Below are 23,305 nucleotides of genomic sequence, written 5' to 3' on the forward strand. Positions count from 1 at the left end.
ACGGCAATGGCGGTGCTCGCACGGACCTTTCGCTGCATGGGCCCAGCAAGCTGGTTTTTAGTGATTTAAAAGGGCGAGTTGCTCGATGAATGAGGTTTCCCTGCCTTTCACTCGCGAAGAGTATGCCGCGCGCCTTTGGAAGGTGCGCGCTGAAATGGCCAGCCGCGGTATCGACGTACTGATCGTCAGCGACCCCTCCAACATGGCCTGGCTGACCGGTTACGACGGCTGGTCGTTCTATGTCCATCAGTGCGTACTGGTGGGGCTCGAAGGCGAGCCGGTCTGGTTCGGACGACGTATGGACGCCAACGGAGCGCTTCGCACCTGCTGGATCGACCCGGAGAACATCACCTACTATCCCGACTACTACGTGCAGAACCCGGACATGCATCCGATGGAGTATCTGGCACAGTCGGTGATGCCCGGGCGCGGCTGGCACACCGGCGTGGTCGGCATGGAGATGGACAACTACTATTTCTCCGCCAAGGCCTACCAAAGCCTTCTACGCGAGCTGCCCCACGCCCGCTTCATGGACGCCAACGCGTTGGTCAACTGGTGCCGTGCGATCAAGTCGCCTCAGGAGATCGAGTATCTGCGCGTAGCCGGACGCATCGTCGAGGGCATGCACTCGCGCATCATCGAAGTGATCGAGCCGGGTCTTCCCAAGAGCAAGCTGGTCTCGGAGATCTACCGCGTCGGCATCGAAGGCTTCGTCGATGAGCAGGGCCGCGTGTTCGGCGGCGACTACCCGGCCATCGTACCGATGCTGCCCACCGGCAAGGACGCGGCCGCCCCGCACTTGACCTGGGACGACACCCCGTTTCGCGAAGGCGAGGGCACGTTCTTCGAAATCGCCGGGGTGTTCAAGCGCTACCACGCTCCGATGTCGCGCACGGTGTTTCTCGGCACGCCCCCCAGAGACTTCATCCGCGCCGAATCCGCGCTTCTGGAAGGCATTGAAAACGGCCTAACCGTGGCCAGACCCGGCAACCGCACCGCAGACATCGCCATGGCCCTGGGCGCGGCGATGGACAAGTACGGCTTCGATCGCGGCGGTGCCCGCTGCGGCTACTCCATCGGGCTCTCCTACCCACCGGATTGGGGCGAGCGCACCATGAGCCTGCGCCCGTCCGACGAAACGGTTCTGAAACCTGGCATGGTGTTTCACTTCATGCCCGGGCTCTGGGTAGAAGAGTGGGGCCTTGAGATCACCGAAAGCATTCTGATCACCGAAAGTGGCTGCGAGACCCTGGCGAACTTTCCCCGGCAGCTATTTGTGAAGTAGCGAGGCGACGATAGGCTCCACGTTCGCCATCGCGCCGACGACGATTCGACACAAGGACATATGCATGACTCAGCAAGCGAGCACCCGGCGGCCAAGCCCCGTCTCCGCCACCGTGGATTTCGACGCCGACGGCGTTCAGCACGGCTTTCTGAAGCTGCCGATCTCCACCGATATCTCTGCCTGGGGGGCGGTGATGATTCCCGTCACCGTGGTGAAAAATGGCGACGGCCCCACTGCGCTTCTGACCGGCGGCAACCACGGCGACGAGTATGAAGGCATCACCTCGCTTTTGAAGCTCTCAAGCGCCCTGAAAGCCGAGGAGGTCTCCGGGCGGGTGATCATCGTGCCGTGCATGAACACTCCGGCGGTAATGGCCGGCACGCGCACCTCGCCGATGGATAAAGGCAACCTTAACCGAAGCTTTCCCGGCGACCCGGATGGCGGCGTCACCGCGCAGATCGCCGACTACTTCACCCGCGTGCTGGTACCGATGAGCGACGTGGTGCTCGATCTGCACTCCGGTGGGCGCACCCTCGATATCCTGCCGTTTGCCGCCTCCCACGTGCTCGATGACAAAAATCAGCAGCGGGCCGCCCTCGATGGCGCCAAGGCGTTCGGGGCACCCTACGCCATGGTGATGTTCGAACTCGACGCGGAAAGGCTGTTCGATACCGCCTGCGAGCGCCAGGGCAAGGTGTTCGTGGCCACCGAGCTCGGCGGCGGCGGCACGTCCACTCCGCAAAGCATGGCGATCGCCGAACGCGGCGTGCGCAATTTCCTGATTCACTACGGGCTGGTCGAAGGCGAGGTGGCCATGCCGGACGGCGGCCAGGTCTATCTCGATATGCCGGATGCCCGCTGCTACGTGCAGAGCCAGCACCAGGGCGTGTTGGAGTTGACCGTGGCGCTGGGCGATGCGGTCCAAAAGGGCCAGACCATTGCTTACGTGTACGACATGTCGCGAAGCGGCGCCGAGCCGGTGGCTTACAAGGCCGAACGCGACGGTGTTCTGATGGCGCGCCGCGCACCGTCGCTTATCAATATGGGAGATACGCTCGCGGTGATCGCCGATGTCGTCGACCGACTTGAGGCGTAACGCCACGTGCTGAAACTCGACCGCTATGACCTGAAGATTCTCGACATTCTCAGCCGCGATGGACGCATCACCAAGTCCAAACTGGCCGAGGCGATCAATCTATCGATCAGCCCCTGCTGGGAGCGGGTCAAGCGGCTCGAAAAGGCCGGGGTCATCGAGGGGTATACCGTCTGTATCAACGCCGAGGCTCTGGTGCCGCGCAACCCGGTGTGGGTGCAGATCGAGCTCAAGGCGCACAACGTGGAGAGCTTTTCGCGCTTCGAGGCGCTGGTGCTTGAAACGCCGGAGGTCACCGAGTGCGTGGCGGTCGGCGGCGGGGTGGATTACCTGGTGAAGTTCGAAGCACGCTCGATCGACAGCTATCAGCGCCAGATGGATCGCTGGCTGGTCTCAGAGGCCGGTATCGAGCGCTACTTTACGTATATCGTGACCAAGACCGTCAAGCGCCAACCGCTGGCGCTCGAGTTCGACGAGCCGTCATGACATCTTGTTGGCGTGATGAGGGGAAGGCGCATACTCGCGCCGGCACACCCGATTGCGCCCTTGCTGCTTGGCATCGTAAAGCGCCTGGTCGGCGCATCGGGTCAGCTCCTTGAGGGTAGTGCCACTGCCGAGCGCCCCACTGCAAACGCCCACGCTCACGGTCACCTTGCCCGCCGGCACGCCCCGGTGGGCAATACGCCGTTCGGCGACCCGCTCGCGAATGTGCTCCGCTACGGCCAGCGCGTTATCGTGGCAGGACGCTTCGCCGTAGCGCAGTACCAAAAACTCTTCGCCCCCATAGCGGCACACCACGTCCCTGGGCGCGCAGGCGCTTTTGATGGCATTGGCGACCTCGCGCAGCGCACTGTCTCCCTCGGCATGACCGTAATGGTCGTTGTAATCCTTGAAATGGTCGATATCGACCACGATCACCGTGGCTTTCTCTAGCGAAGCGCTGCGCTGCGCCAGTTTCTTTTCCTGACGGGCCAGCGCCCGGCGGTTGGCAAGCCCGGTGAGCGGGTCCAGGTGCGAAAGGCGCTCGAGTTCGACGTTACGCTCGGTCAGCTCGCCGCGCAGGCGCTCCACGTGGAGATTCTCCATATAGAGGCGCAGCGACTCGGAGGAGAAGCGGTAGTTGGCCATCAGCGACAGCACCAGCACCGGCACGCCGACGGACAGATTACGCACGACGTACTCTGGCGTCACTCCCTCCAGAAACCAGACGGTCGAGTAGAGGCACGCAAACACGAACAGCGAGGCGTAAACGCTGTACTCGAATGGCGGAGTAAAGACTATGGTGAGCACGAGAATGAACACTAGCCCGGCATAGAAGTAGTCGAGCACGCTCGGGTCGTGGGAGCCAACGATCACCAGACACCAGGCGACGCATCCAAGGCAGGCCTGGCAGGTGCCTGCGAGTTCCTTTAACCGAATCGGGCCGGGCCGGTCGTAGTAAAGCATCAGTGCGACCGTGGTCGGCCCCACCAGCAGCCCGCGAATCAATATCGAACGCCAGGTGACATCATCAAGCAGGTAGATATCGACCAGCGTGTAGAAAAAGTAGAAAAACGCGAGCCAAAGCGTGAGCAGCTTTATCGAGCGAAGGCGCTCATCGTGTCGATAATTATCGTAGTGATCACGGACCGTCAGGTCGCCGGCGCGTTGCGAAAGCGCCTTGTAGTAGGAAGTGAGTCGATACACGAAATCGGCCTCTATGATGCCGGCACGGGGGCAATGGGTCACTCAAACGGTGCCGGCATGAAAAAGATCATTTAACTCTCATGAGTTTACTCCACAAATGTTTGCAAGTGCCGTATTTGCACATGCGAACCAAAAAAAACCGTCGTTGAAGCGCGAGCCACCAAAAAAAGCGCACGCTCGACCGCGTTTTTCGAAAACACTTCGGGTGAATCCTCGCGTAGCGTAGAGCCATAGAGTCAGCGCCACGGGCGCTTATCGCTTTTTGCACGTCTTCGCCGCTTGTTGACGAAGGCCAGGGAGGTTTTATGACCACGTACGCCGCCACACTGTCCAATCGTCTGGATGACCCGCGTCTGTTTCGCCAGTACGCCTACGTGAACGGCAAGTGGACCCACGGCGAGGGCGGACGCGAGGAGGGCGTCGTCGATCCCGCCACGGGAGAGACGATCGGCCATATTCCGCTGCTCGAGGCCAGCCAAATCACCGCCGCCGTTGACGCCGCCGAGTCCGCCTTCAGCCAGTGGCGGCTGCTGCGCGCCGACGAGCGCTGCGAGCGCCTGCTTGCCTGGTACGATCTGATTCAGGCCCATCGCGAGGATCTGGCCCGCATCATGACCCTGGAACAGGGCAAACCGCTGCCGGATGCCCGCGGCGAAGTGGAGTACGGTGCTAGCTTCGTGCGCTGGTTTGCCGAAGAGGGCAAGCGCACCTACGGCGACACCATCCCCAGCCACATTCCGAACGCCTCACTGGGCACCATAAAGGAGCCGGTCGGCATCGCGGCGATGATCACGCCCTGGAACTTCCCGCTGGCGATGATCACCCGCAAGGCAGCGGCGGCACTTGCCGCCGGTTGCCCGGTGATTGTCAAGCCCGCCAATGAAACGCCGTTTTCCGCGCTGGCGCTGGCCGAGCTTGCCGAGCGTGCGGGCATTCCGGCGGGCATTTTCAACGTGGTGCTGGGCGAGCCCGCCGAGGTGTCGAAGATTTTGTGTCGCGAGCCGCGCATCCGGGCGCTGTCGTTTACCGGCTCCACCCGCGTCGGGCGGCTTCTGATCGAGCAAAGCGCCGACACCGTCAAGCGCCTGTCGCTGGAGCTGGGTGGCAATGCCCCGTTCATCGTCGGCCCGGATATGGATCCGCGCGAGGCCGCACTCGCCGCGGTGGCGGCGAAGTTCCAGACCGCCGGGCAGGACTGTCTCGCCGCCAACCGAATTCTGGTGCACGCCTCGATCCATGATGAGTTCGTGGCGCACTTTACCGAGCGGATGGCTGCGCTCACCGTGGGCAACGGCTTCAAGGGCGAGGTGGACCTGGGCCCGCTGATTCACCGCCAGGCGGTAGAGAAGGCCGCCGCGATCGTCGACGACGCCCTTTCCAAAGGCGCGACGCTGATCGCCGGCGACCAGCAAAAGGCGCCGGGCGAGAACTTCTTCATGCCGGTGCTGTTGACGGGCGTTACGCCGAAAATGAAGGTCTGGCGCGAGGAAAACTTCGCCCCGGTGGCCGGTATTACCGCGTTTGAAAGCGATGACGAGGTGATCAGTATGGCCAACGACACCGAGTATGGGCTGGCCGCCTACGTCTATACCCACGATATCCGTCGCATCTGGAAACTTTTGCGGGCGCTTGAGTACGGCATGGTCAGCGTCAACTCGGTTAAAATGACCGGCCCGCCGGTGCCCTTCGGCGGCGTCAAACAGTCCGGGCTTGGCCGCGAGGGCGGCGCCACCGGCATCGACGAGTATCTGGAAACCAAGTACTACTGCCTGGGGGCACTGGGCTCCGTTTCCGGCAGTTAAGCGAATCGGCAACGTCATGTCATTTTTATCACGCATTTATCAGGCCTCGTTCGATGTCGAGCGGGGCGCACGTCAAGAAGGCAGCGTATGAGTCAGCATCAAGCGTTAATCGACCGCGACCGTGAGGTCACCTTTCACGCCTCGACCCACCTCAAGGACTTCGCCCACGGCGACGCGCCGGGGCGCGTGATCACCGGCGGTAAAGGCATCAACATCGTCGACAAGGACGGCCGCGAGTTCATCGACGGCTTTGCCGGGCTATATTGTGTGAACATCGGCTACGGGCGCACCGAAATCGCCGAGGCGATCTACAAGCAGGCGCTCGAGCTCTCCTACTACCACACCTACGTGGGCCACTCCAACGAGCCGCAGATCGAGCTGTCCGAGCGCATCGTCAAGGCCGCTGGCATGAACATGTCGAAGGTCTACTACGGCATGTCAGGTTCGGACGCCAACGAAACCCAGCTCAAGATCGTGCGCTACTACAACAATGTGCTGGGTCGCCCGCAGAAGAAGAAGGTCATTTCGCGGATGCGCGGCTACCACGGCTCCGGCATCGCGTCTGGCTCGCTCACAGGCCTCAAGGCGTTTCACGATCATTTCGATTTGCCGATCGACACCATCCGCCACACCGAAGCGCCGCATTACTATCTGCGCGCCGCCGAGCAGCACGGCATGACCGAGCGCGAGTTTTCAGCGTATTGTGCCGAAAAGCTCGAGACGATGATTCTGGAAGAGGGTCCGGACACCGTGGCCGCGTTCATCGGCGAGCCGGTGCTCGGCACCGGCGGCATCGTGCCGCCGCCGGAAGGCTACTGGGAAGCGATTCAGGCGGTTTTGAACAAGTACGACGTGCTGTTGATCGCCGACGAAGTGGTCTGCGGATTCGGGCGCACCGGGTCCGCCTTCGGTAGCCATCACTACGGCATCGAGCCGGATCTCGTCACCATCGCCAAGGGCCTGACCAGCGCCTACCAGCCGCTGTCCGGCGTCATCGTCGGTGACAAGGTGTGGAAAGTGCTCGAAGCCGGCACCGGTGAGTTTGGCCCGATCGGTCACGGCTGGACCTACTCCGGCCACGCGCTGGGCTGCGCGGCGGGGCTTGCCAATCTCGATATCATCGAGCGCGAGAACCTGGTCGGCAACGCCGCGGAAACCGGCGCCTACTTCCAGAGCCAGCTGAAAGCGACCTTCGAGGGCCACCCGCTTCTCGGCGACGTGCGCGGCGTGGGCCTGATGGCCGCACTCGAGTTCTCGCCGGAGGCGAAACAGCGCCTGCACTTCGACCCGGCGCTGAAAGTCGGCCCACGGGTCGCCGCGGCAGCACTCGAGGAGAACCTGATCGCCCGCGCCATGCCCCAGGGCGATATCCTCGGCTTCGCCCCGCCCTTGACCATCAACCGCCAGGAGGTGGACGAAGTGATTGCGCGGGCCAAGCGCGCCGTCGACCGCGTCACCGACGAGCTGACCCGCTCGGGCGACCTCAAGACCGGCGAGCAGGAAGCGGCGTTTACCGTTTGATCCAGCGCTTCGTTCAACACGCCGCTGCCTCGTGCAGCGGCGTTTTTGTTTTGCGCCGGGCAGGCTACGCTTAGAGCATCCCTTTTGATTCTGACAACGAGGTGCAGGATGCAACCGGTTTTAGCCTTCGACGTTTACGGCACGCTAATCGACACCCAGGGCGTCACCGAGGAGCTCGAGCGGCGGCTGGCGGACGGCTCGCGTGCTCAGGAATTTGCCAGGCGCTGGCGCGAGAAGCAGCTCGAGTACAGCTTTCGCGTTGGCCTGATGGGCGCCTACGTAACGTTCGCCGAATGCACTCGGCGCGCGCTGATCTTTACCGACCGGGCGCTGCAAACCGGCCTTTCCGACAACGACTGCGATCACCTGATGACGCTCTACGGCGAGCTTCCCGCCTTCGATGACGTACGCCCGGCGCTGGCCGGTCTCAAGGAAGCCGGCTTTCGCTGCGTGGCGTTCTCCAACGGTACCGAAGAGGCAGTGGCAGGGCTTTTGGGCCGGGCCGGCGTCTCGGCCTACATCGATGACTGGGTCAGCGTCGATGCCATCAAGCGCTTCAAACCCGACACGGCGGTTTACGCCTATCTTCGCAGCCGGCTGGACGTGCGCCCCGAGCACACCTGGCTCGTTTCGAGCAACGCTTTCGATGTGATCGGCGCCAGGCACGCCGGGCTCAAGAGCGCCTGGGTGCGCCGGCGAAGCGATGCGCCTTTCGATCCTTGGGGAATCGAGCCGGACATGACCGTCACCGACCTCGAGTCGTTTTCGTCGCGTATCATGGGGTAGGGCGCTTACGAGCGCGGTGCTTCATTGACAATCCTGCGCCGCGCTCCTATAAACACGTTACACCCCTCACCGCCAAGTGCTCATGCTCCTGCTCATCGTTACCGCAACGCTTGCCATCTCTTTATCGTTTCTTTGCTCCATTCTCGAAGCCGCGCTCTTGTCCATTACACCAAGCTATATTGCCCGGCTGAAAAACAACAATCCGCGCCTGCACGCCTCGCTGAATACCCTCAAGACCAATATCGACCGGCCGCTGGCGGCGATTCTCACGCTCAATACCATTGCCCATACGGTGGGGGCGACGGCGGTGGGGGCTCAGGCGGCGGTCGTGTTCGGCGAGGCCTCGATTGCGATCGTGTCGGCGGTGATGACGCTGCTGATTCTGGTGCTATCGGAAATCATTCCCAAGACGATCGGCGCTACCTATTGGCGCGCGCTGTCACCGCTATTGCCGCGCTTGCTCAAGCCGATGATCCTGGTGCTGTTGCCGTTCATCTGGCTTTCCGAGCAGATCACGCGCCGGCTGGGAAGTGCCGAGCACGACGTCGACCTGCGCGAGGAGATCAAGACGCTGGCGCGGGTCGGGCTCGAGGAGAAGGTGCTGGACGACGACGAGTCGCGCACCATCGTCAACATGCTCAATTTGCACGAGATCGCCGTGTCCCAGGCGATGACGCCGCGCACGGTATGCGTGACGGTCACCCCCAATATGACCGTGGCCGAGTTCGACGGCCAGCATGGCAAGGCGTCGTTTACTCGCTTTCCGGTCATGGACAGCGCCGAGCAGCCCTTTGGCTACGTTCACAAGGCCGATATCTACCACGCCGACGACGACAAGAGCATGAGCGAGCTGATGCACTCGATCGGCCGGGTGGATGTCGATCATCACGTCGAAGAGGTGTTCGTGTCCATGCTCAAGGATCACCTGCATATGCGTGTGGTATATGACGAGCACGGCACGTTCGTGGGGCTGATTACGCTCGAGGATATCTTCGAAACCATTCTGGGCCAGGACATTGTCGATGAAACCGACCGCGTCACGAACCTGCGCCATCACGCCAGACAGCGCTGGCTCTCTCGGGTCAAGCGGGGTCGCGAGCCGGCTGATATGGTCGCGGCAACGAAAGAGCCGGCTCAACCGGGCAAAGAAGGTGGAACGCCGTAGCGCCAGGCAGTGTCTTAAAACCAAACGTTCTATAGAGAATTGGTAGAGCGTGGTTTAAGGTATTAAAAGTTCGACCACCCGCAAAGGAGGCACCATGTCACTACGTATCAACGCCGTCGTTCCGGATTTTGACGCCGAGACTAGCCAGGGCGCGATCCGCTTTCACGACTGGATCGGCGATAACTGGGCGATTCTGTTTTCGCACCCCAAGGATTTCACCCCGGTATGTACGACCGAGTTTGGCGCGGTCGCAAGGCTCAATGACGAGTGGAAAAAGCGCGGCACCAAAGTGATCGGTGTCTCCGTGGATGGCGTCGAGGATCACAAGCGCTGGGCGGGAGATATCGAAACCTACAGCGGAAGTGCGGTCGGCTTTCCGATCATCGCCGACGAAGGTTTAAACGTCTCCAAGCTTTTCGACATGCTGCCGGAAGACGCCTACCTGCCCGATGGCCGCACGCCGGCAGACAGCGCCACGGTGCGTTCGGTGTTCATCATTGGCCCGGACAAAAAGCTCAAACTGTCGATGACCTACCCGATGTCCGTGGGGCGTAATTTCGCGGAGATCCTGCGGGCCCTCGATGCGCTGCAGGCGACCGAAAAGCACGGCGTGGCCACCCCGGCAGACTGGACCGTAGGTCAGGATGTGATCATCCCGCCGAGCGTCTCCAATGACGATGCCAGGGATAAATTTGGCGAGTTCGACGCGGTACTGCCTTACTTACGTAAAACGCGCCTCAAGTAATAGTGTTCAGGCGCCCGCTATTGGGCGTTAGGAAGAGGGCGGCCGCTGGCCGCCTTTTTCGTTTTTGCGTTGTTCAGCGCGGCACTGCCCCTTCTTTTATCCAGCCGGTGGGCCTTATCACACCGATTGAAGCGCCAGCCGTTCGACGGAGTCCGATACGCCGCGCGCGCCAGCAAGGATCTCGTTGACGATGGTCTCGATCTCTCCCACGCTTGCCTGGCTGGTTTTACCCTGCTCGACCACCTGGGAGACGGCGAGGCTCGTACGCTCGACCAGCTCGCTGTTTTCTCTGAGCACGCGAGTAATCTCTTCGACCGCTTCACTGGAGCCCTTGGCCAGCTGGCGCACTTCGTTGGCGACCACGGCGAAACCGCGCCCCCGTTCCCCCGCTCGCGCCGCTTCCACGGCCGCGTTCAGTGACAAAAGGTTGGTCTGATTGGCGATTTTGGCGATCGCAGCGGTGATCTTGTTGATCGTTTGCGCCTGCTTGTTGAGCGCGGTCATGAGCTGCTGGGCATCGGCCAGGGTCCGGGCCGCCTGGCGTGACTCCTCGATCACCCGGTGAAGGTGCGTCAAGCCGTTCTGGGCGATCTGCTCGGTCTGGCTGGACGTGCTTTGGGCGTTCAACACCGCGCGGCGGGCGGCCTCGCCCTCCCTGACGGCACGCGTGATGTCGGTGGCGAACTTGACGATCTTGACGACGTTGTTATGGCTGTCGTAAACCGGGTTGTAGGTGGCCTCGAGCCATACGCTTTGGCCCTGGCTGTCAAGACGCTCGAACTTGCCCTGCTTGAACTGACCGCTGGCAAGCGCTGCCCAGAATGCCGGCAGCTGAGAGACAAAATCCGGCGTGCAGAAGAGGCGATGGTGCTGGCCCTTGAGCTGCTCACTCTTGTAGCCCATGACGCGCTCGAAGTTGGCGTTGGCGTTCAAAATGGTGCCGTCGGGGGCGAACTCGATGACCGCCATGGAGCTATCGAGCGCGCGGAGAACGGCGCTGTGGCTTTGGGCGGATTGGTGACGCGTGGAAATGTCGCTAGCGATCTTGACGATCTTCTCCACCTTGCCGCGACGGTTTCTCACCGGCAGGTAGATCGCTTCGAGCCAAATATCCTCGCCAGCGGCACTGATACGCCGAAAGCTGCCCTGCTGCGGCTCACCGTTGGCCAGTGCGCTCCAAAAGCGCTGATAATTCGCCGAGGAAGTCTCCTCCACTGGGCAAAAAATGCTGTGGTGCTGGCCGACGATATCGTCCAGCTGATAGCCGATCTTTTGTAAAAAGATGGGACTTGCATCCAGGATGGTGCCATTGGGTGAGAAATGAATACTGGCGGTGTGTTCCTGAAGCGCCAGAGGCAAGGCGTCGTGCTTGATGAAGGTGAGCATGGGCGTTCTCGATGGGTAGGGGTTGTACCGCTTTGGTCATATGGTTCTATTTTTGTATGAATTATGTATTAGTTTTTTACTTTTTCAAGCGCTAGACATCATGCGTTTTGATTAGAGTAATCCTGCTCCATTTATTTGCGTACTAATCAGTTGCAAACAATTGTGACGTCTTCATTTAACGATTGAGAGACGCTATCGAGTACGATAGGCATACTAAAATACCGGTATCGTCGAGCCTGCCCTGGGTGGCATTCGAGAACGTGCTTGCTATAATCGCGCTCTCTGAAAAGCCGCGTTAGTCGGCTTTTGCCTCGATCACCTCGCAAGGCAGCGGTAATTCATGCTTCTCACCTCTCTCTGGACGATGCTTCCACCCTAGCGCTGTGCCCTCACATTGCGGCTTTTCGCCGCTATCCTCGCATCCGTTCAGCGCGCCTGTGCGCGGCTGGGGGCTGCACGACAGATCGATCAACGTTTTACGGGATATGGCATGGCGCTTTTCAACAAGTACGAATGGTTTTCCAACATCAAGGGCGATACGCTTTCAGGCATCGTGGTGGCGCTTGCGCTGATTCCCGAAGCGATCGCCTTTTCGATCATCGCCGGCGTCGACCCCAAGGTGGGGCTTTACGCTTCATTTTGCATCGCGGTGATCATCGCCTTCACCGGCGGGCGGCCTGGCATGATTTCGGCGGCGACGGGCGCGATGGCGCTGTTGATGGTGACGCTGGTACGCGAGCACGGCCTCGAGTATCTGCTGGCGGCTACGCTTTTGACCGGCGTTCTACAGATCGCGGCAGGCTATTTGAAACTCGCCGAGCTGATGCGTTTCGTTTCGCGCTCGGTGGTCACGGGCTTCGTCAACGCGCTGGCGATTCTGATCTTCATGGCACAGCTGCCCGAGCTCACCGATGTAACCTGGCACGTCTACGCCATGACGGCGGCAGGGCTTGGCATCATCTATCTCTTTCCCTATCTGCCGGTAATGGGTAAATCGCTGCCGTCGCCGCTCGTTTGCATCGTGGTGCTGACCATTGTTTACCTGGTCAGCGGCATCGACATTCGCACGGTGGGTGACATGGGTGAGCTGCCCGATACGCTGCCGGTGTTTTTGTGGCCGGACGTGCCTTTGAATGTCGAAACCCTCGCGATCATCTTCCCCTACGCTGTGATGATGGCGGTAGTGGGGCTTCTGGAGTCGATGATGACCGCGACCATCGTCGACGACCTGACCGACACGCCCAGCGACAAGAACCGCGAGTGTAAGGGGCAGGGCGTGGCGAACATCGGCGCGGGGCTTTTGGGCGGCATGGCGGGCTGCGCGATGATCGGCCAGTCGGTGATCAACATCAAATCCGGCGGGCGCACGCGGCTCTCGACCCTGATTGCCGGGGTAGTGCTTTTGATCATGGTGGTGTTCTTGTCCGATTGGGTATCGCAGATTCCCATGGCGGCGCTGGTCGCAGTGATGATCATGGTCTCCATCGGTACCTTTAGCTGGGCCTCGATCCGCGATCTGAAAAAACACCCCATGAGCACTAATATCGTCATGCTGGCCACCGTGGCGGTCACCGTGGGCACCCACAACCTGGCGCTTGGCGTATTCGTCGGCGTGCTGCTGGCGGCGCTGTTCTTTGCCAACAAGGTAGGCAACATCATGGCCGTGTCGAGCGCCAGGACCCATGAAGGGACGCGAGAGTATCGCGTCATCGGCCAGGTGTTCTTCGCCTCGTCGCAGCGCTTCATCGCCAACTTCGATATCAAGGAGAGTCTCGATCACGTCGTCATCGACTTATCGCGCGCCCATTTTTGGGATATAACCGCGGTACAGGCGCTTGACCGGGTAGTGATCAAGTTTCGCCGTGAAGGCACGAGCGTGGAGCTCAAGGGGCTGTCCGAGGCAAGCGCGACCGTGGTCGACCGCTACGCCGTTCACGACGACCCGGAAGCCGTCGAAAAGCTGATGGGCGACCACTAAGCATAAGGAGCAGGTCATGACCGAGCACGTATTTGCCGCCATCGACGACTCGCGTTTTGCCCAGAGCGTTAGTGAGTACGGCGCCTGGGCGAGCCTTGCGCTAAAGGCACCGCTGAGCCTTTTGCACGTGATCGACAACCACTCCGGCGTGCCCGGCGAGCAGGACCTTTCCGGCAATCTGTCGCTGGGCTCTCAGGAGCAGCTGATGGAAACGCTCTCGAGTTTCGATGAACGGCGCGCACGGGAAAATCGCAAGCGCAGCAAGGCGCTGTTGGAGCAGGCCGGTACCTGGGCAAAAGCGCAGGGGGCCCAGGCCAATGCGCGCCAGCTCAACGGCACCTTCGTCGAAACGCTTTTGGAGCTCGAAAGCAAAACGCGGCTTCTAGTACTGGGCAAGCAGGGCGCCAGCCATAGCCAACGCGAGGAGCTCGGTGAGCATATCGAAGCGCTGGTTCGCCGCATCCACCGCCCGGTGCTGATCGTGCCGCACACATTCACGCCGCCCAAACGCGTGCTGATCGCCTTCGACGGCAGTCAAACGGCGCGCAAGGGGGTCGAAATGCTGGCGCGCTCGCCGCTGTTTAGCGGCGCCGAGTGCCATGTGTTGATCGTGGGCGCGGCAACCGGCGAGCACACAAGCGAGCTCGACTGGGCGCTCGAGACACTCACCGCCGGTGAACACCAGGCGAAAGGCGCGATTCGCGCCGGCGATGTCGACCAGACGCTCGAGACCTACATGGCCGAGCATGCCATCGATCTTATGGTGATGGGCGCGTTTGGACACTCACGGCTCAAGCATTTGCTCATGGGGAGTACCACGACGAAAATGCTGCGCCGCGCTGCCACGCCGGTACTGGTGCTGCGCTAGTCCTGTGGATTAGCCCTGTGCGTTAGCCCTGCGCCCTGGCCAGCCGCTGGCCAAGCCCGGCACCCAAAAGCCAGAGCGCCACGCTTGTCAGGGCATAGGCGCCGGCGAGCCAGCCGTGAAGCTTGAACAGCGTGAGAAGTTCGAGGCTGAAAAGCGAGAAGGTGGTGAACCCGGCGCAAAAGCCGGTCACCCAGAACGGCTGCCAGCGTGCCAAGCCGCTATTCGGGGCCTGCGCCATTCGGGTCGAGAGCCAGCCGATTAGAGCCGAGCCCAGCGCGTTGACCAGAAGCGTCCCCCAGGGCAGAGCGTTGCCCAGCCCGGCCAGCGCCAGTAGCGACACCGCGTAGCGACACACGCTGCCAAGCGCGGTCCCCACGCCGACGGCCAGGTACGCCGCTATCCCCTTCATAACGCCCCCCCCGTTAGGTGCCATCCCAGCGCGGCGAGGGCTACGCCTGCGGCGAGCGTGCCCGCCAGATACGCGATCGCCGTCCGTGGTTGGCGGTCTTGCCAGAGCGTGAGCGTTTGCAGGGAAAGTGACGAGACGGTGGTGTAGCCGCCGAGCAGCCCGCCGATCAGCAAAAGCCCGACCGGGGAGTTCGACAACGGCGCGAAACCGTAATGGCCTAGAAGCGCCCCGGCAACCAGGGCGCCGCTTGCATTGACCGCCAGCGTCCCCCAGGGGAAATCCGTTGCCAGATGCCGGGCGGCCAGCCGCGTGACGGCCAGGCGACCCATGCCGCCAAGCCCGGCGCCGAGCGCTAAAAGGGCGATATTGATGACTGTTTGAATACCCCCGTGACCCATCGCTACCTTTCACCCTGATTGAACGTCACCGGGAGTATAACAGGCCCGCCGGGCGGGCCTTGAGCGTCAGGCGAGGAGCGTGCGACACCTCAGACGGTCGCGTTTTCGCTGCGTGTCAACGTGTCCTGGCTTGCCTGGGTCTGGGCGGCGTTGATGCCCGACAGCAGTGCCTTGAGCGAGGCGCTCACCGTGTCGCTGTCCTCGGCGACCGCGCAGATGCGCTGGCCGTCGACGTTGAGCTGCACGAACGCGATGGCGTTGGCTTCGCTATCGCCGCCCAGCGAGTGTTCGCTGTAATCGACGATCGCCACGTGGCTGCCGGCGTGCTGGCGCCAGGCGTGGGTAAAGGCGGACATGGCGCCGTTGCCGGTGCCTTCCAGGCGCAGCGTGTCGTCGCCTTGCGTCAGCGTGACCTCGATACCTTCGTTTTGACCCTTTGAAAGGCGGTAGTCGGCAAGCGCCAGCGGTGCTTGATGACTAAAGTGATCGAACATCACCTGGCGGACCATTTCGCTTGAAAGCTCGCTGGCGCGCTTCTCGCTCTCCTGCTGCACGTAGGGGGCGAGCGCCAGCATCATCCAGCGCGGCAGGTTGATGCCGTAATCGCGTTCGAGCAAAAACGCCATGCCGCCCTTGCCGGACTGGCTGTTGACACGAATCACTGCCTGATAGTCGCGGCCGATATCGCGCGGGTCGATCGGCAGGTACGCCACCTGCCAGGGCTCGTCGGCTTTCTGGTGCTTGAGCGACTTGCGAATCGCGTCTTGGTGGCTGCCCGAAAACGCCGTATAGACCATCTCGCCGACCCAGGGGTGGCGCGGGTGCATGGTGATACCGGTGCACTCCTGCACGACCTGCACGATTTCGTCCGGGTTGGACAAATCGAGTTCCGGGTCGATGCCCTGGCTGTAGAGGTTCATGGCCAGCGTGACGATGTCCATGTTGCCGGTGCGCTCGCCGTTGCCCAGCAGCGTGCCCTCGACCCGGTCGGCGCCGGCCAACAGCGCAAGCTCGGCGGAGGCCACCGCGCCGCCGCGGTCGTTATGCGTGTGCACCGAGATAATCACGCTATCTCGGCGGCTAATATGCTGACAGAAGTACTCGATCTGATCGGCGTGGTGATGCGGGCCGGCCACTTCCACGGTGGTCGGCAGGTTCAGAATGCAGGGGGTTTCCGGGGTCGGCTGCCAAACGTCCATGACCGCCTCGCAGATCGACAGCGAAAAGTCGATTTCGGTGCTCGAGAAGCTCTCCGGCGTGTACTCGAAGCGCCACTCGACGTCCGGGTACTGGTCGGCATAGGTTTTGACCCACGTCGCGCCCTGCACGGCAATATCGGTAATGCCGCCGCGATCCATCTCGAAAACCCGCTCGCGCTGCACGGTGGAGGTGGAGTTGTAAAGGTGGATGATCGCGCGCTTGACGCCGACCAGTGACTCGAAGGTCTTCTCGATCAGGTGCTCGCGGCACTGCACCAGCACCGCGATGGTCACGTCCTCGGGGATCTGGTCCTCGTCGATCAACCAGCGCACGAAGTCATAGTCGGGTTGGCTGGCCGAGGGAAAGCCGACCATCACTTCCTTGATGCCCACCTTGACGATCTGGTGCCAAAAGCGTTTTTTCTGCTCCACGGTCATCGGCTCCAGCAGCGCCTGATTGCCGTCGCGCAAATCTTCGCTCACCCAGATCGGAGCGCGGTCGAGATCCTTGTCCGGCCAGGTGCGGTCGAAAGCGGGAACGCGGGGAGCGGGGCGGTACTTGCGATGATCGAAGGCAGACATAAAAAGGCTTCCTGACGTTAATGGGATGTTGAGACGTATCGTCGGCTTTTCGAGCGCGTTTCGTCTTCTGACGGTAGCACCAGTATACCCATGGGGCGCCAGAAGATTATTGCTAATACTTGGCTCTTGCGGCAATAATTGGCAGAAACTATCGTTAAAAGATAAAATTTTGGCAGGAGGTGGCCGATGCTGCCCGTTCCGCTGGAACTCGATCGCTATGATCGGCACATTCTCGACGTGCTACAGCAAGAGGGGCGTATCAGCAATCAGCTGCTCGCCGAGCGCATCGGGCTTTCGCCGTCGCCGTGTCTTCGCCGGGTGCGCGCGCTCGAGGAGCATGGCCTGATCGCGGGCTACCGCGCCGAGGTCGATGCGCGCCAGCTCGGCTTCGATTTGATGGTGCTTCTGCACATCGCCATGGATCAGCACACCCAGGAGCGTTTTGATAACTTCGAGCGCCAGGTGCGCGAGATCCCCAACGTCATCGAGTGTCTGATCATTACCGGTCAGGCCGCAGACTTTCAGCTCAAGATCCTGATTCGCGATATGGACGAGTATCAGCACTTGCTGCTGCACGTCATCAACCGCATAGAAGGCGTCACCGGCGCGCATACGAGCTTCGTGCTGCGCCGGGTTTTCGAGCACCGTCCCGTGCCTACGCGCCGCTAGGCGCTCCAGGGCACCACTTTCAAACAGGAGAACGCATGTCCATCCAGCGTCACGATACCAAAGCGCGCATGAGCCGCGCCGTCATCCATCAGGGGGTGGCCTACCTGTGTGGCCAGGTCGCCGGACCCGATGCGCGTCAGGGCGATATCACCGAGCAGACGAAAAGCATGCTGGCACGCGTCGATGCCCTGCTCGAGGAGATCGGCTCCAGTCGTGAGCAGCTTTTGAGTGCGACGGTTTATCTCAAGGATGGCGGCGACGTCGCGGCGATGAACGCGGTGTGGGATGCCTGGGTGCCGGAAGGCCATGCGCCAGCGCGCACCTGCGTCTGCGCGCCGCTGCCCGCCAACGAGCTCAAGGTCGAAATCACCGTGACGGCCGCCGTTAGCCAGTAGCCGGCCGACTACTCCAGCGGAAAGCGCGTCTCGCGCAGGCTCTCCTTGATTTTCTTGAGGTGCGGCAGGAAATCCTCACCGCGGCGCAGCGTCACACCGGTGGCCAGCGCATCGATCAGGGTAAGCTGGATGACCCGCGAGGTCATCGGCATGTAGTGGTCGGTGTCCTCGGGGGTGGCGACATCCAGCGTTGCCGTGCACTCGTTGGCAAGCGGCGAGTGGGGGGCGGTGATGCCCAGCACCACCGCGCCGGCGGCGCGCCCGAGTTTGGCGATATCGACGAGCTCTCGGGTGCGCCCGGTGTAGGAGATGATCACGATCACGTCGCCTGTGTGGCAGGCCGCGGCCACCATACGCTGCATCAGCACGTCGATATAGGCCATGACCGGCAGGTTGAAGCGAAAGAACTTGTGCTGCGCGTCCTGGGCGACCGCGCCGGAGGCGCCAAGGCCAAAAAAGTGGATGTGCTTGGCCTGGGTCAGGTAGTCGACCATGCGCTCGATCGCGGCCATGTCGACCTGGCGCTCGGCCTCCTTGAGCGCGGCGATCGTAGCGCCAAAGATTTTCGGCGTGTACTGGGTGGCGCTGTCACCAGGCTCGACCGCGCGGGTCACGTAGGGCGTGCCGCCGGCCAGGCTCTGAGCCAGCTTGATCTTGAAGTCCGGATAGCCCTTGGCCCCGAAGTTGCGGCAAAACCGGTTCACCGTTGGCTCGCTGACCCCAGCGGCCTGGGCCAGGCTTGCAATGCTCAGGCTCGTGGCGGCCACCGGGTCGTCCATGATGACGTTGGCCACCTTGAACTCCGAGCGGTTTAGATCGTTGAGCCGTTCGCGCAGGCGGTCGAGGAGATCGTGGGCCATGTGGGTTCCAGAGCATTCGTCGAAGGGTGGGCGTCTCCCCACTGCGCGCACCAGTCGAAGAACTCATCGGCGGGCAGGGGGCGGGCATAATAATACCCCTGCGCCGCCTCACAACCAATGGAGCGCAGGTAATCCGCCTGGGGCTTGGTTTCGATGCCCTCGGCGACCACGTCGCACCCCACGGCGTGGGCCAGCCGCGTGATCGCCAGCGCCAGGTGTCGGTCGACCTCCGTATCCTCCAGATCCATGACGAAGGCGCGATCGATCTTCAGCGTCGAGAAGGGCAGCGTTTTGATATAGGCAAGCGATGAGTGGCCGGTGCCAAAATCGTCGATGGCCACGGCGATGTTGAACTGGGCGAGCTTGGCAAGCTGCAGGCGGGCGTTGTGCATGTCGCTCAAAAGCCCGGACTCGGTCACCTCCAATGAGAGAAAGTCCGTCGGTACCTCGTAGGCTTCGAGCGTTTTTAGCAATGTGTCGGCGAAGTCGCGTCGGGCGAGCTGGCGGGCGGCGACGTTGACCGCGATATGAAACTGGTCGTTCAAAAGCCCCTGATGGCGCCAGGCCACGATGTGACGAAGCGCCTCTTCGATGACCCATTCGCCGATGGCGAGAATATCGCCGCTGGCCTCGGCCAGCGGGATGAACTCCGCCGGCGAGACGCGCCCAAGCGTGGGATGGTCCCAGCGGATCAGCGCCTCGGCGCCGATCACGCGGTCGTCCGACAGCGAGATCTTGGGCTGAAAGGCGAGGCTGATCTCACCGCGCTCGGTGGCGCCACGAATCGACTGCTGTAGGCGCAGCCGCTGACGCTGAAGGGTTTCGAGCTCTTCGTTATAGCTTTGCACGCGCACGGGGGCGTTTTTCTGTGGCAACGCCAGCGCCGCCATGTGTACCAGCCGCTCCGGATCAAAGCCCTGATGGGCGCTGCTGATACCGATTCTGGCCCCCAGCGGTAGCAACAAATCCTCCAGCGCCTGGTCCTGGTTGAAGCACTCCAGCAGATGAATGGCCCGGCCGGTCAGCCGCTCGTGACTCGTTTCGGGCAGGATGACCAGAAGCTCGCTGCCGCCCCAGATGCCGAGGGTGACATCGCTTTGCAGCTGGTTCTGAAGCTGTTGGCTAACGTGAAGCAGCAGCTGATCGGCGATGGCGTAACCGTGAAGGCGCACGACATCGTCGAGCTGGTCGATGGCGATGAACAAAAGTCCGGTCGGCGCCTTGTCGCGGGCAGCGCGCTCGAGCGCATGGGTCATCGCTCGGCGATTGGGCAGTTGGGTGATGGTATCCGTGCGCAGCTGCTGGTCCAGCGCCTGAGAGTGCTCGTCAGCCAGGCGCTTGAAGCTCTGCGCCTGACGGGTGCTGCGTTGATAGCGCTGTTCGAGCTCCAGCGTGTTGCGAATACGCTGCATTACGTCGTCATGTTTGAACGGCTTGGTAATGAAATCTCTAACGCCCAGGGCCAGCGCGCGGTGGCGCGTCTCGTCATCGATTTGCGCGGTGAGCACGATGATGGGAGGTAGCGCCTCGCCGCAGTGCGCCTTGAGCGCCTCGGTGACCGCGTAGCCGTCCAGGTGCGGCATGCGAATATCGAGCAAAATCAGATCGGGGCAGTGGCGTTGGCAGTAGCCGAGTACCTCGCGGGAATCGCTCAGGCCGTGTACGTTGTCGTAGCCGTGCTCCTCGAGCAGGTCGGTCAGAAGCTCGACATTGATGGCGTTGTCATCCACGACCAGCAGGTGCTTTTGGGCCAGTTTCATAGATCGCTTCCAGATGCTGGGTGAAGATGCTCCTCGAGCGCCTTCGTGAGTTTATCGATGTCCAGAGGCTTGGTGAGATACTCGTCGAATCCGGCGGCAAGCCCTTTTTCGATATCCTGAGGCGTGGCGTTGGCGGAAAGCGCCACCACGCTCATGGCGTCGAGCGCTGGGTTCTGGCGTAGCGCCTTGAGCGCCTGATAGCCGTTCATTCCGGGCAGATTGATGTCCAAAAGCACCAGGTCGAAGCGGGTGTGGCGCAGTATTTCCAGCGCAAGCTCGGCGCTGCCCACCACTTCCAAATCCACCGCCTCCACCTCCTCGAGAATGTCCTGCATCAGTCGCTGGTTGGTCGAGTTGTCCTCGACGTAGAGAATGCGACACTGCGAAGCGTGTGCGCGGTGATTAAGCGGCGCTTCGCTTTCGGGAGCAGCTTCGACCCCTTCGTCGGTCAGCGGGAGCGTGAACCAGAACGTGGCGCCCATGCCCTGGGCGCTCTCGACGCCCACCTTGCCGTGCATGCGATGAACAAGCTCCCGGGTGATGGCAAGCCCGATGCCGGTACCCTCGATGGCGCCGTACTCCGCATCCAGCCGGTTGAACGGCTCGAACAGCTCGCTTTGGCGCTCCGGGGCGATGCCGGCGCCGGTATCGCGCACGCTGATTTTAAGCGCATTGCCTTGGGCAACGGCGCGTATCTCGATGCGCCCGCGTGCGCAGTTGTACTTGATGGCGTTGGAGAGCAGGTTTAAAAGCACCTGCTTGGTGCGGGTGTAGTCCGCCAGCACCCGCCAGCCCGCCGCCAGCGGCGCGCGCTCGAGCGTAATGCCCGCCGCCTCGATGTTGGCTTCGAGAGTGGCGCAGGCGTCGTCGAGCACGGCACTCACGGAGATCGGCTCAAGCGACAGTGCCAAATATCCGGATTCGATCCGCGCGAGATCGAGGATTTCGTTGATCAGGCCCAAAAGATGCTGACCGCTTTTTTCGATCTGCTGTACCTGGCGCTGCTGCTTGTCACTGAGCGGGTCGCGCCGCCCCTTGTCCAAAAGCTGCGCGAAACCGATGATCGCGTTCAAGGGCGTGCGCAGCTCGTGGCTCATCGAGGAGAGAAACTCGCTCTTGGCCTGGTTGGCCTCTTCGGCCTGGTCACGGGCGACGGCCAGCGCCTGGAGCACGTGCTCGCGCTCGGCCATCTGACGGTAGAGATTGATCAACAGTGCGCAGGTGTCGGTGAAGGGTTGAAGCCAGTCGATCAGCGCCTGGTTGAGCGGCTGCTGGCTGTTGGCGATCGCGTACATGCCGATGACTTGATCGCCGCTTAGAATCGGCACGCCCAGGTAGTTATTCAGCCGCGGGTGGCCGGGCGGAAAGCCGCCTCGGCTCTCATGACCATAGACATCGTCGGTAATCACCACCTCGCCAAACGCAAATACACGACCCAAAAGGGTGTCGGGTTTGGTGAGCGTCATGTCACCGCTGCGCAGTCGCTCCATCAGCTTGTGGGAGGTTTCGCTCCAGGAAAGATCGGTCAGTGCGTGAATCTTGAGCGCGTTGCTGGTATCGGTGGGCAGCACCTCGCCGATCAGCGCGTAGTCGCTGTCGGTCAACTCTCTCAGCGCTTCCATCAGGAATATCCAGAGCCGCTGGCCGGACATCAGCGCCTGGTAGTCGGTGATCCCTTGATGAAGCACTTTTAAAAGGCTCTGCTCCTTGAGAATGCGCTGATTGGCGGCGTAGACATTGCTCAGGTCGGTCATCACGGCCAGAAACTCGACGACGTTGTGATGGGCGTCGTGAATGGCGTTGAGCGTCATGTGAACCGGCACGCGGTGGCCATCGCGGTGCAGCGCTTCCACTTCGCGGCCAAGGCCGATCACCGTCTGCGCCTCGCCGGCCAGGTAAGCGTTGATGGCGTGGTGGTGCTCGGCGGCGATCTCCGGCGGCGTCAGCATGTCGATGCTTTGATGCAAAACGTCATCGGCCGCAAGACCCAATAGCTTCAGCGCCGAGGGGTTGATGGCGCTAATGTCCCCGTCGCGGCTGATCCGCACCTTGGCCACCGCGCTTTTGCTGAACAGCGCCTCGAAGCGTTCGGCATCGCGGGAAAGCAGGGCTTCGCGCTTGTGGCGCTGGAAAAGATCCTCGACCTGAGCGGCGAGATTGGCCAAAAGCCGCTGCTCCCGCTCGCTAAAGTAGCGCGGGGTCTGGTCGATCAAACACAGCGTGCCGAGCACCTGACCGTCGAACGGGCGCAACGGATGCCCAACGTAAAAACGGATGTGCGGATTGCCGATCACCAGTGGATTATCGACGAAGCGCGGGTCCTTGAGCGTGTCTTCGATGATCAATACGTCGTTTTTTAAAACGGCGTGGGCGCAGAAAGAGTGCTCGCGCGGCGTTTGCTGTATGGCCAGGCCAGTGTGTGATTTGAACCACTGGCGATCCGTGTCCACCAGCGTGATCAAGGCAATAGGCACATCGAAGATGTCGCAGGCAAGCTCGGTCAAGCGGTCGAGCATGTCGTCCGGCGGCGTGTCCAACATCTCCAGGTGGTGCAGGGCCGCTAGTCGCTGGGGTTCATTTTCGGGTATCCGGGCGGCTTGCATAGTCGTTCCAGGAATGGGGCAATCCCTTCTTTATCGGTCGTTTTTAGCCAGGCTTTAACGATTTGCCGGCCCGTCGTCCATTTTTTTACATCCGATTGGTCTGGTAAAGCGATAA

General features: G+C 61.7%; 20 protein-coding genes. 12 read left to right on the forward strand and 8 right to left on the reverse strand.

Annotation, left to right across the window (positions count from 1 at the left end; translation table 11 throughout):
- Positions 1-85: 85 nt before the first annotated feature.
- The 3 genes from doeA (at position 86) to RN347_RS04120 (ending at position 2,864) form a co-directional block, all read left to right on the forward strand.
- Positions 86-1,285, forward strand: a complete 1,200-nt coding sequence (gene doeA / locus RN347_RS04110) for an ectoine hydrolase DoeA (RefSeq protein WP_311960274.1) — start codon at positions 86-88, stop codon at positions 1,283-1,285.
- A 64-nt stretch (positions 1,286-1,349) separates the two neighbouring features.
- Positions 1,350-2,381, forward strand: a complete 1,032-nt coding sequence (gene doeB, locus RN347_RS04115; RefSeq protein ID WP_311960275.1) for a N(2)-acetyl-L-2,4-diaminobutanoate deacetylase DoeB — start codon at positions 1,350-1,352, stop codon at positions 2,379-2,381.
- Between the two features lie 6 nt (positions 2,382-2,387).
- Entirely contained in the window at positions 2,388-2,864 is a 477-nt protein-coding gene (locus tag RN347_RS04120; protein WP_263584864.1) for an Lrp/AsnC family transcriptional regulator, read from the forward strand.
- On the opposite strand, the gene RN347_RS04125 is transcribed toward RN347_RS04120, so the two are convergent.
- Complete coding sequence (locus RN347_RS04125) at positions 2,859-4,064, reverse strand: GGDEF domain-containing protein (protein WP_263584863.1); 1,206 nt, start codon at positions 4,062-4,064, stop codon at positions 2,859-2,861. The two genes, RN347_RS04120 and RN347_RS04125, sit on opposite strands and share 6 nt — an antisense overlap.
- Positions 4,065-4,369: 305 nt before the next feature.
- On the opposite strand from RN347_RS04125, the gene RN347_RS04130 reads away from it, so the two are divergent.
- The 5 genes from RN347_RS04130 to RN347_RS04150 all read left to right on the forward strand — a co-directional run bounded on the left by RN347_RS04130 (position 4,370) and on the right by RN347_RS04150 (position 10,083).
- On the forward strand, positions 4,370-5,866 hold the full coding sequence (locus RN347_RS04130; RefSeq protein ID WP_311960276.1) for an NAD-dependent succinate-semialdehyde dehydrogenase: 1,497 nt from the start codon (positions 4,370-4,372) through the stop codon (positions 5,864-5,866).
- An 87-nt stretch (positions 5,867-5,953) separates the two neighbouring features.
- Positions 5,954-7,387 carry an aspartate aminotransferase family protein gene (locus RN347_RS04135; RefSeq protein ID WP_263584861.1) on the forward strand — a complete coding sequence of 478 codons (1,434 nt, stop codon included), beginning with the start codon at positions 5,954-5,956 and terminating at the stop codon, positions 7,385-7,387.
- Between the two features lie 108 nt (positions 7,388-7,495).
- On the forward strand, positions 7,496-8,173 hold the full coding sequence (locus RN347_RS04140) for a haloacid dehalogenase type II (RefSeq protein WP_311960277.1): 678 nt from the start codon (positions 7,496-7,498) through the stop codon (positions 8,171-8,173).
- A gap of 82 nt (positions 8,174-8,255) precedes the next feature.
- Positions 8,256-9,338, forward strand: a complete 1,083-nt coding sequence (locus RN347_RS04145; RefSeq protein ID WP_263584859.1) for a CNNM domain-containing protein — start codon at positions 8,256-8,258, stop codon at positions 9,336-9,338.
- 94 nt (positions 9,339-9,432) lie between these two features.
- Entirely contained in the window at positions 9,433-10,083 is a 651-nt protein-coding gene (locus RN347_RS04150) for a peroxiredoxin (protein ID WP_311960278.1), read from the forward strand.
- A 117-nt stretch (positions 10,084-10,200) separates the two neighbouring features.
- On the opposite strand, the gene RN347_RS04155 is transcribed toward RN347_RS04150, so the two are convergent.
- Positions 10,201-11,469 (reverse strand): PAS domain-containing methyl-accepting chemotaxis protein, encoded by a 1,269-nt coding sequence (locus RN347_RS04155; protein ID WP_311960279.1) that lies wholly within the window; start codon positions 11,467-11,469, stop codon positions 10,201-10,203.
- A gap of 490 nt (positions 11,470-11,959) precedes the next feature.
- On the opposite strand from RN347_RS04155, the gene RN347_RS04160 reads away from it, so the two are divergent.
- Both RN347_RS04160 and RN347_RS04165 read left to right on the forward strand, forming a co-directional pair.
- The gene (locus tag RN347_RS04160) at positions 11,960-13,447 is read left to right on the forward strand and encodes a SulP family inorganic anion transporter (RefSeq protein ID WP_311960280.1); all 1,488 of its coding nucleotides are present in this window, start codon (positions 11,960-11,962) and stop codon (positions 13,445-13,447) included.
- 16 nt (positions 13,448-13,463) lie between these two features.
- Positions 13,464-14,315: a universal stress protein gene (locus RN347_RS04165; RefSeq protein ID WP_311960281.1), complete on the forward strand. Its 852-nt coding sequence runs from the start codon at positions 13,464-13,466 to the stop codon at positions 14,313-14,315.
- 22 nt (positions 14,316-14,337) lie between these two features.
- Here the strand turns inward: RN347_RS04165 and RN347_RS04170 are convergent, their stop codons facing one another.
- The 3 genes from RN347_RS04170 to RN347_RS04180 all read right to left on the reverse strand — a co-directional run bounded on the left by RN347_RS04170 (position 14,338) and on the right by RN347_RS04180 (position 16,903).
- On the reverse strand, positions 14,338-14,724 hold the full coding sequence (locus RN347_RS04170) for a CrcB family protein (RefSeq protein WP_311960282.1): 387 nt from the start codon (positions 14,722-14,724) through the stop codon (positions 14,338-14,340).
- Positions 14,721-15,122 carry a CrcB family protein gene (locus tag RN347_RS04175; RefSeq protein WP_311960283.1) on the reverse strand — a complete coding sequence of 134 codons (402 nt, stop codon included), beginning with the start codon at positions 15,120-15,122 and terminating at the stop codon, positions 14,721-14,723. Before RN347_RS04175 ends, RN347_RS04170 begins: the two co-directional genes overlap by 4 nt.
- A gap of 89 nt (positions 15,123-15,211) precedes the next feature.
- Entirely contained in the window at positions 15,212-16,903 is a 1,692-nt protein-coding gene (locus RN347_RS04180; RefSeq protein WP_311960284.1) for a 2-isopropylmalate synthase, read from the reverse strand.
- Positions 16,904-17,089: 186 nt separating this feature from the next.
- Between RN347_RS04180 and RN347_RS04185 the strand changes: the two genes are divergently transcribed.
- Entirely contained in the window at positions 17,090-17,572 is a 483-nt protein-coding gene (locus RN347_RS04185; RefSeq protein WP_311960285.1) for an Lrp/AsnC family transcriptional regulator, read from the forward strand.
- A 35-nt stretch (positions 17,573-17,607) separates the two neighbouring features.
- Entirely contained in the window at positions 17,608-17,967 is a 360-nt protein-coding gene (locus RN347_RS04190; protein WP_311960286.1) for a RidA family protein, read from the forward strand.
- A gap of 8 nt (positions 17,968-17,975) precedes the next feature.
- Here RN347_RS04190 and hexR read toward each other — a convergent pair whose 3' ends face one another.
- From hexR to RN347_RS04205, 3 genes are read right to left on the reverse strand one after another with little or no spacing between them, the layout of a single operon-like run.
- Positions 17,976-18,827 carry a transcriptional regulator HexR gene (hexR, locus tag RN347_RS04195; RefSeq protein WP_263584849.1) on the reverse strand — a complete coding sequence of 284 codons (852 nt, stop codon included), beginning with the start codon at positions 18,825-18,827 and terminating at the stop codon, positions 17,976-17,978.
- A complete protein-coding gene (locus tag RN347_RS04200; RefSeq protein WP_311960287.1) occupies positions 18,779-20,587 on the reverse strand; it encodes an EAL domain-containing protein in 1,809 nt (602 codons plus the stop codon). Before RN347_RS04200 ends, hexR begins: the two co-directional genes overlap by 49 nt.
- Positions 20,584-23,190: a GAF domain-containing protein gene (locus RN347_RS04205; RefSeq protein ID WP_311960288.1), complete on the reverse strand. Its 2,607-nt coding sequence runs from the start codon at positions 23,188-23,190 to the stop codon at positions 20,584-20,586. The genes RN347_RS04200 and RN347_RS04205 overlap by 4 nt, the downstream gene beginning before the upstream one ends.
- Between the last annotated feature and the right edge of the window lie 115 nt (positions 23,191-23,305).

Origin of the sequence: Halomonas sp. PAMB 3264, assembly GCF_031954245.1 — a bacterium.
Taxonomy (GTDB): domain Bacteria; phylum Pseudomonadota; class Gammaproteobacteria; order Pseudomonadales; family Halomonadaceae; genus Vreelandella.

Coding starts and splice junctions, on each gene's coding strand:
- RN347_RS04135 (WP_263584861.1), top strand. CDS start 5,954: ATGAGTCAGCATCAAGCGTTAATCGACCGCGACCGTGAGGTCACCTTT.
- doeA (WP_311960274.1), top strand. CDS start 86: ATGAATGAGGTTTCCCTGCCTTTCACTCGCGAAGAGTATGCCGCGCGC.
- RN347_RS04180 (WP_311960284.1), bottom strand. CDS start 16,903: ATGTCTGCCTTCGATCATCGCAAGTACCGCCCCGCTCCCCGCGTTCCC.
- RN347_RS04155 (WP_311960279.1), bottom strand. CDS start 11,469: ATGCTCACCTTCATCAAGCACGACGCCTTGCCTCTGGCGCTTCAGGAA.
- RN347_RS04185 (WP_311960285.1), top strand. CDS start 17,090: ATGCTGCCCGTTCCGCTGGAACTCGATCGCTATGATCGGCACATTCTC.
- RN347_RS04190 (WP_311960286.1), top strand. CDS start 17,608: ATGTCCATCCAGCGTCACGATACCAAAGCGCGCATGAGCCGCGCCGTC.
- RN347_RS04165 (WP_311960281.1), top strand. CDS start 13,464: ATGACCGAGCACGTATTTGCCGCCATCGACGACTCGCGTTTTGCCCAG.
- RN347_RS04130 (WP_311960276.1), top strand. CDS start 4,370: ATGACCACGTACGCCGCCACACTGTCCAATCGTCTGGATGACCCGCGT.
- RN347_RS04145 (WP_263584859.1), top strand. CDS start 8,256: ATGCTCCTGCTCATCGTTACCGCAACGCTTGCCATCTCTTTATCGTTT.
- doeB (WP_311960275.1), top strand. CDS start 1,350: ATGACTCAGCAAGCGAGCACCCGGCGGCCAAGCCCCGTCTCCGCCACC.
- RN347_RS04205 (WP_311960288.1), bottom strand. CDS start 23,190: ATGCAAGCCGCCCGGATACCCGAAAATGAACCCCAGCGACTAGCGGCC.
- RN347_RS04140 (WP_311960277.1), top strand. CDS start 7,496: ATGCAACCGGTTTTAGCCTTCGACGTTTACGGCACGCTAATCGACACC.
- RN347_RS04175 (WP_311960283.1), bottom strand. CDS start 15,122: ATGGGTCACGGGGGTATTCAAACAGTCATCAATATCGCCCTTTTAGCG.
- RN347_RS04150 (WP_311960278.1), top strand. CDS start 9,433: ATGTCACTACGTATCAACGCCGTCGTTCCGGATTTTGACGCCGAGACT.
- RN347_RS04200 (WP_311960287.1), bottom strand. CDS start 20,587: ATGAAACTGGCCCAAAAGCACCTGCTGGTCGTGGATGACAACGCCATC.
- RN347_RS04170 (WP_311960282.1), bottom strand. CDS start 14,724: ATGAAGGGGATAGCGGCGTACCTGGCCGTCGGCGTGGGGACCGCGCTT.
- hexR (WP_263584849.1), bottom strand. CDS start 18,827: ATGGCCCACGATCTCCTCGACCGCCTGCGCGAACGGCTCAACGATCTA.
- RN347_RS04160 (WP_311960280.1), top strand. CDS start 11,960: ATGGCGCTTTTCAACAAGTACGAATGGTTTTCCAACATCAAGGGCGAT.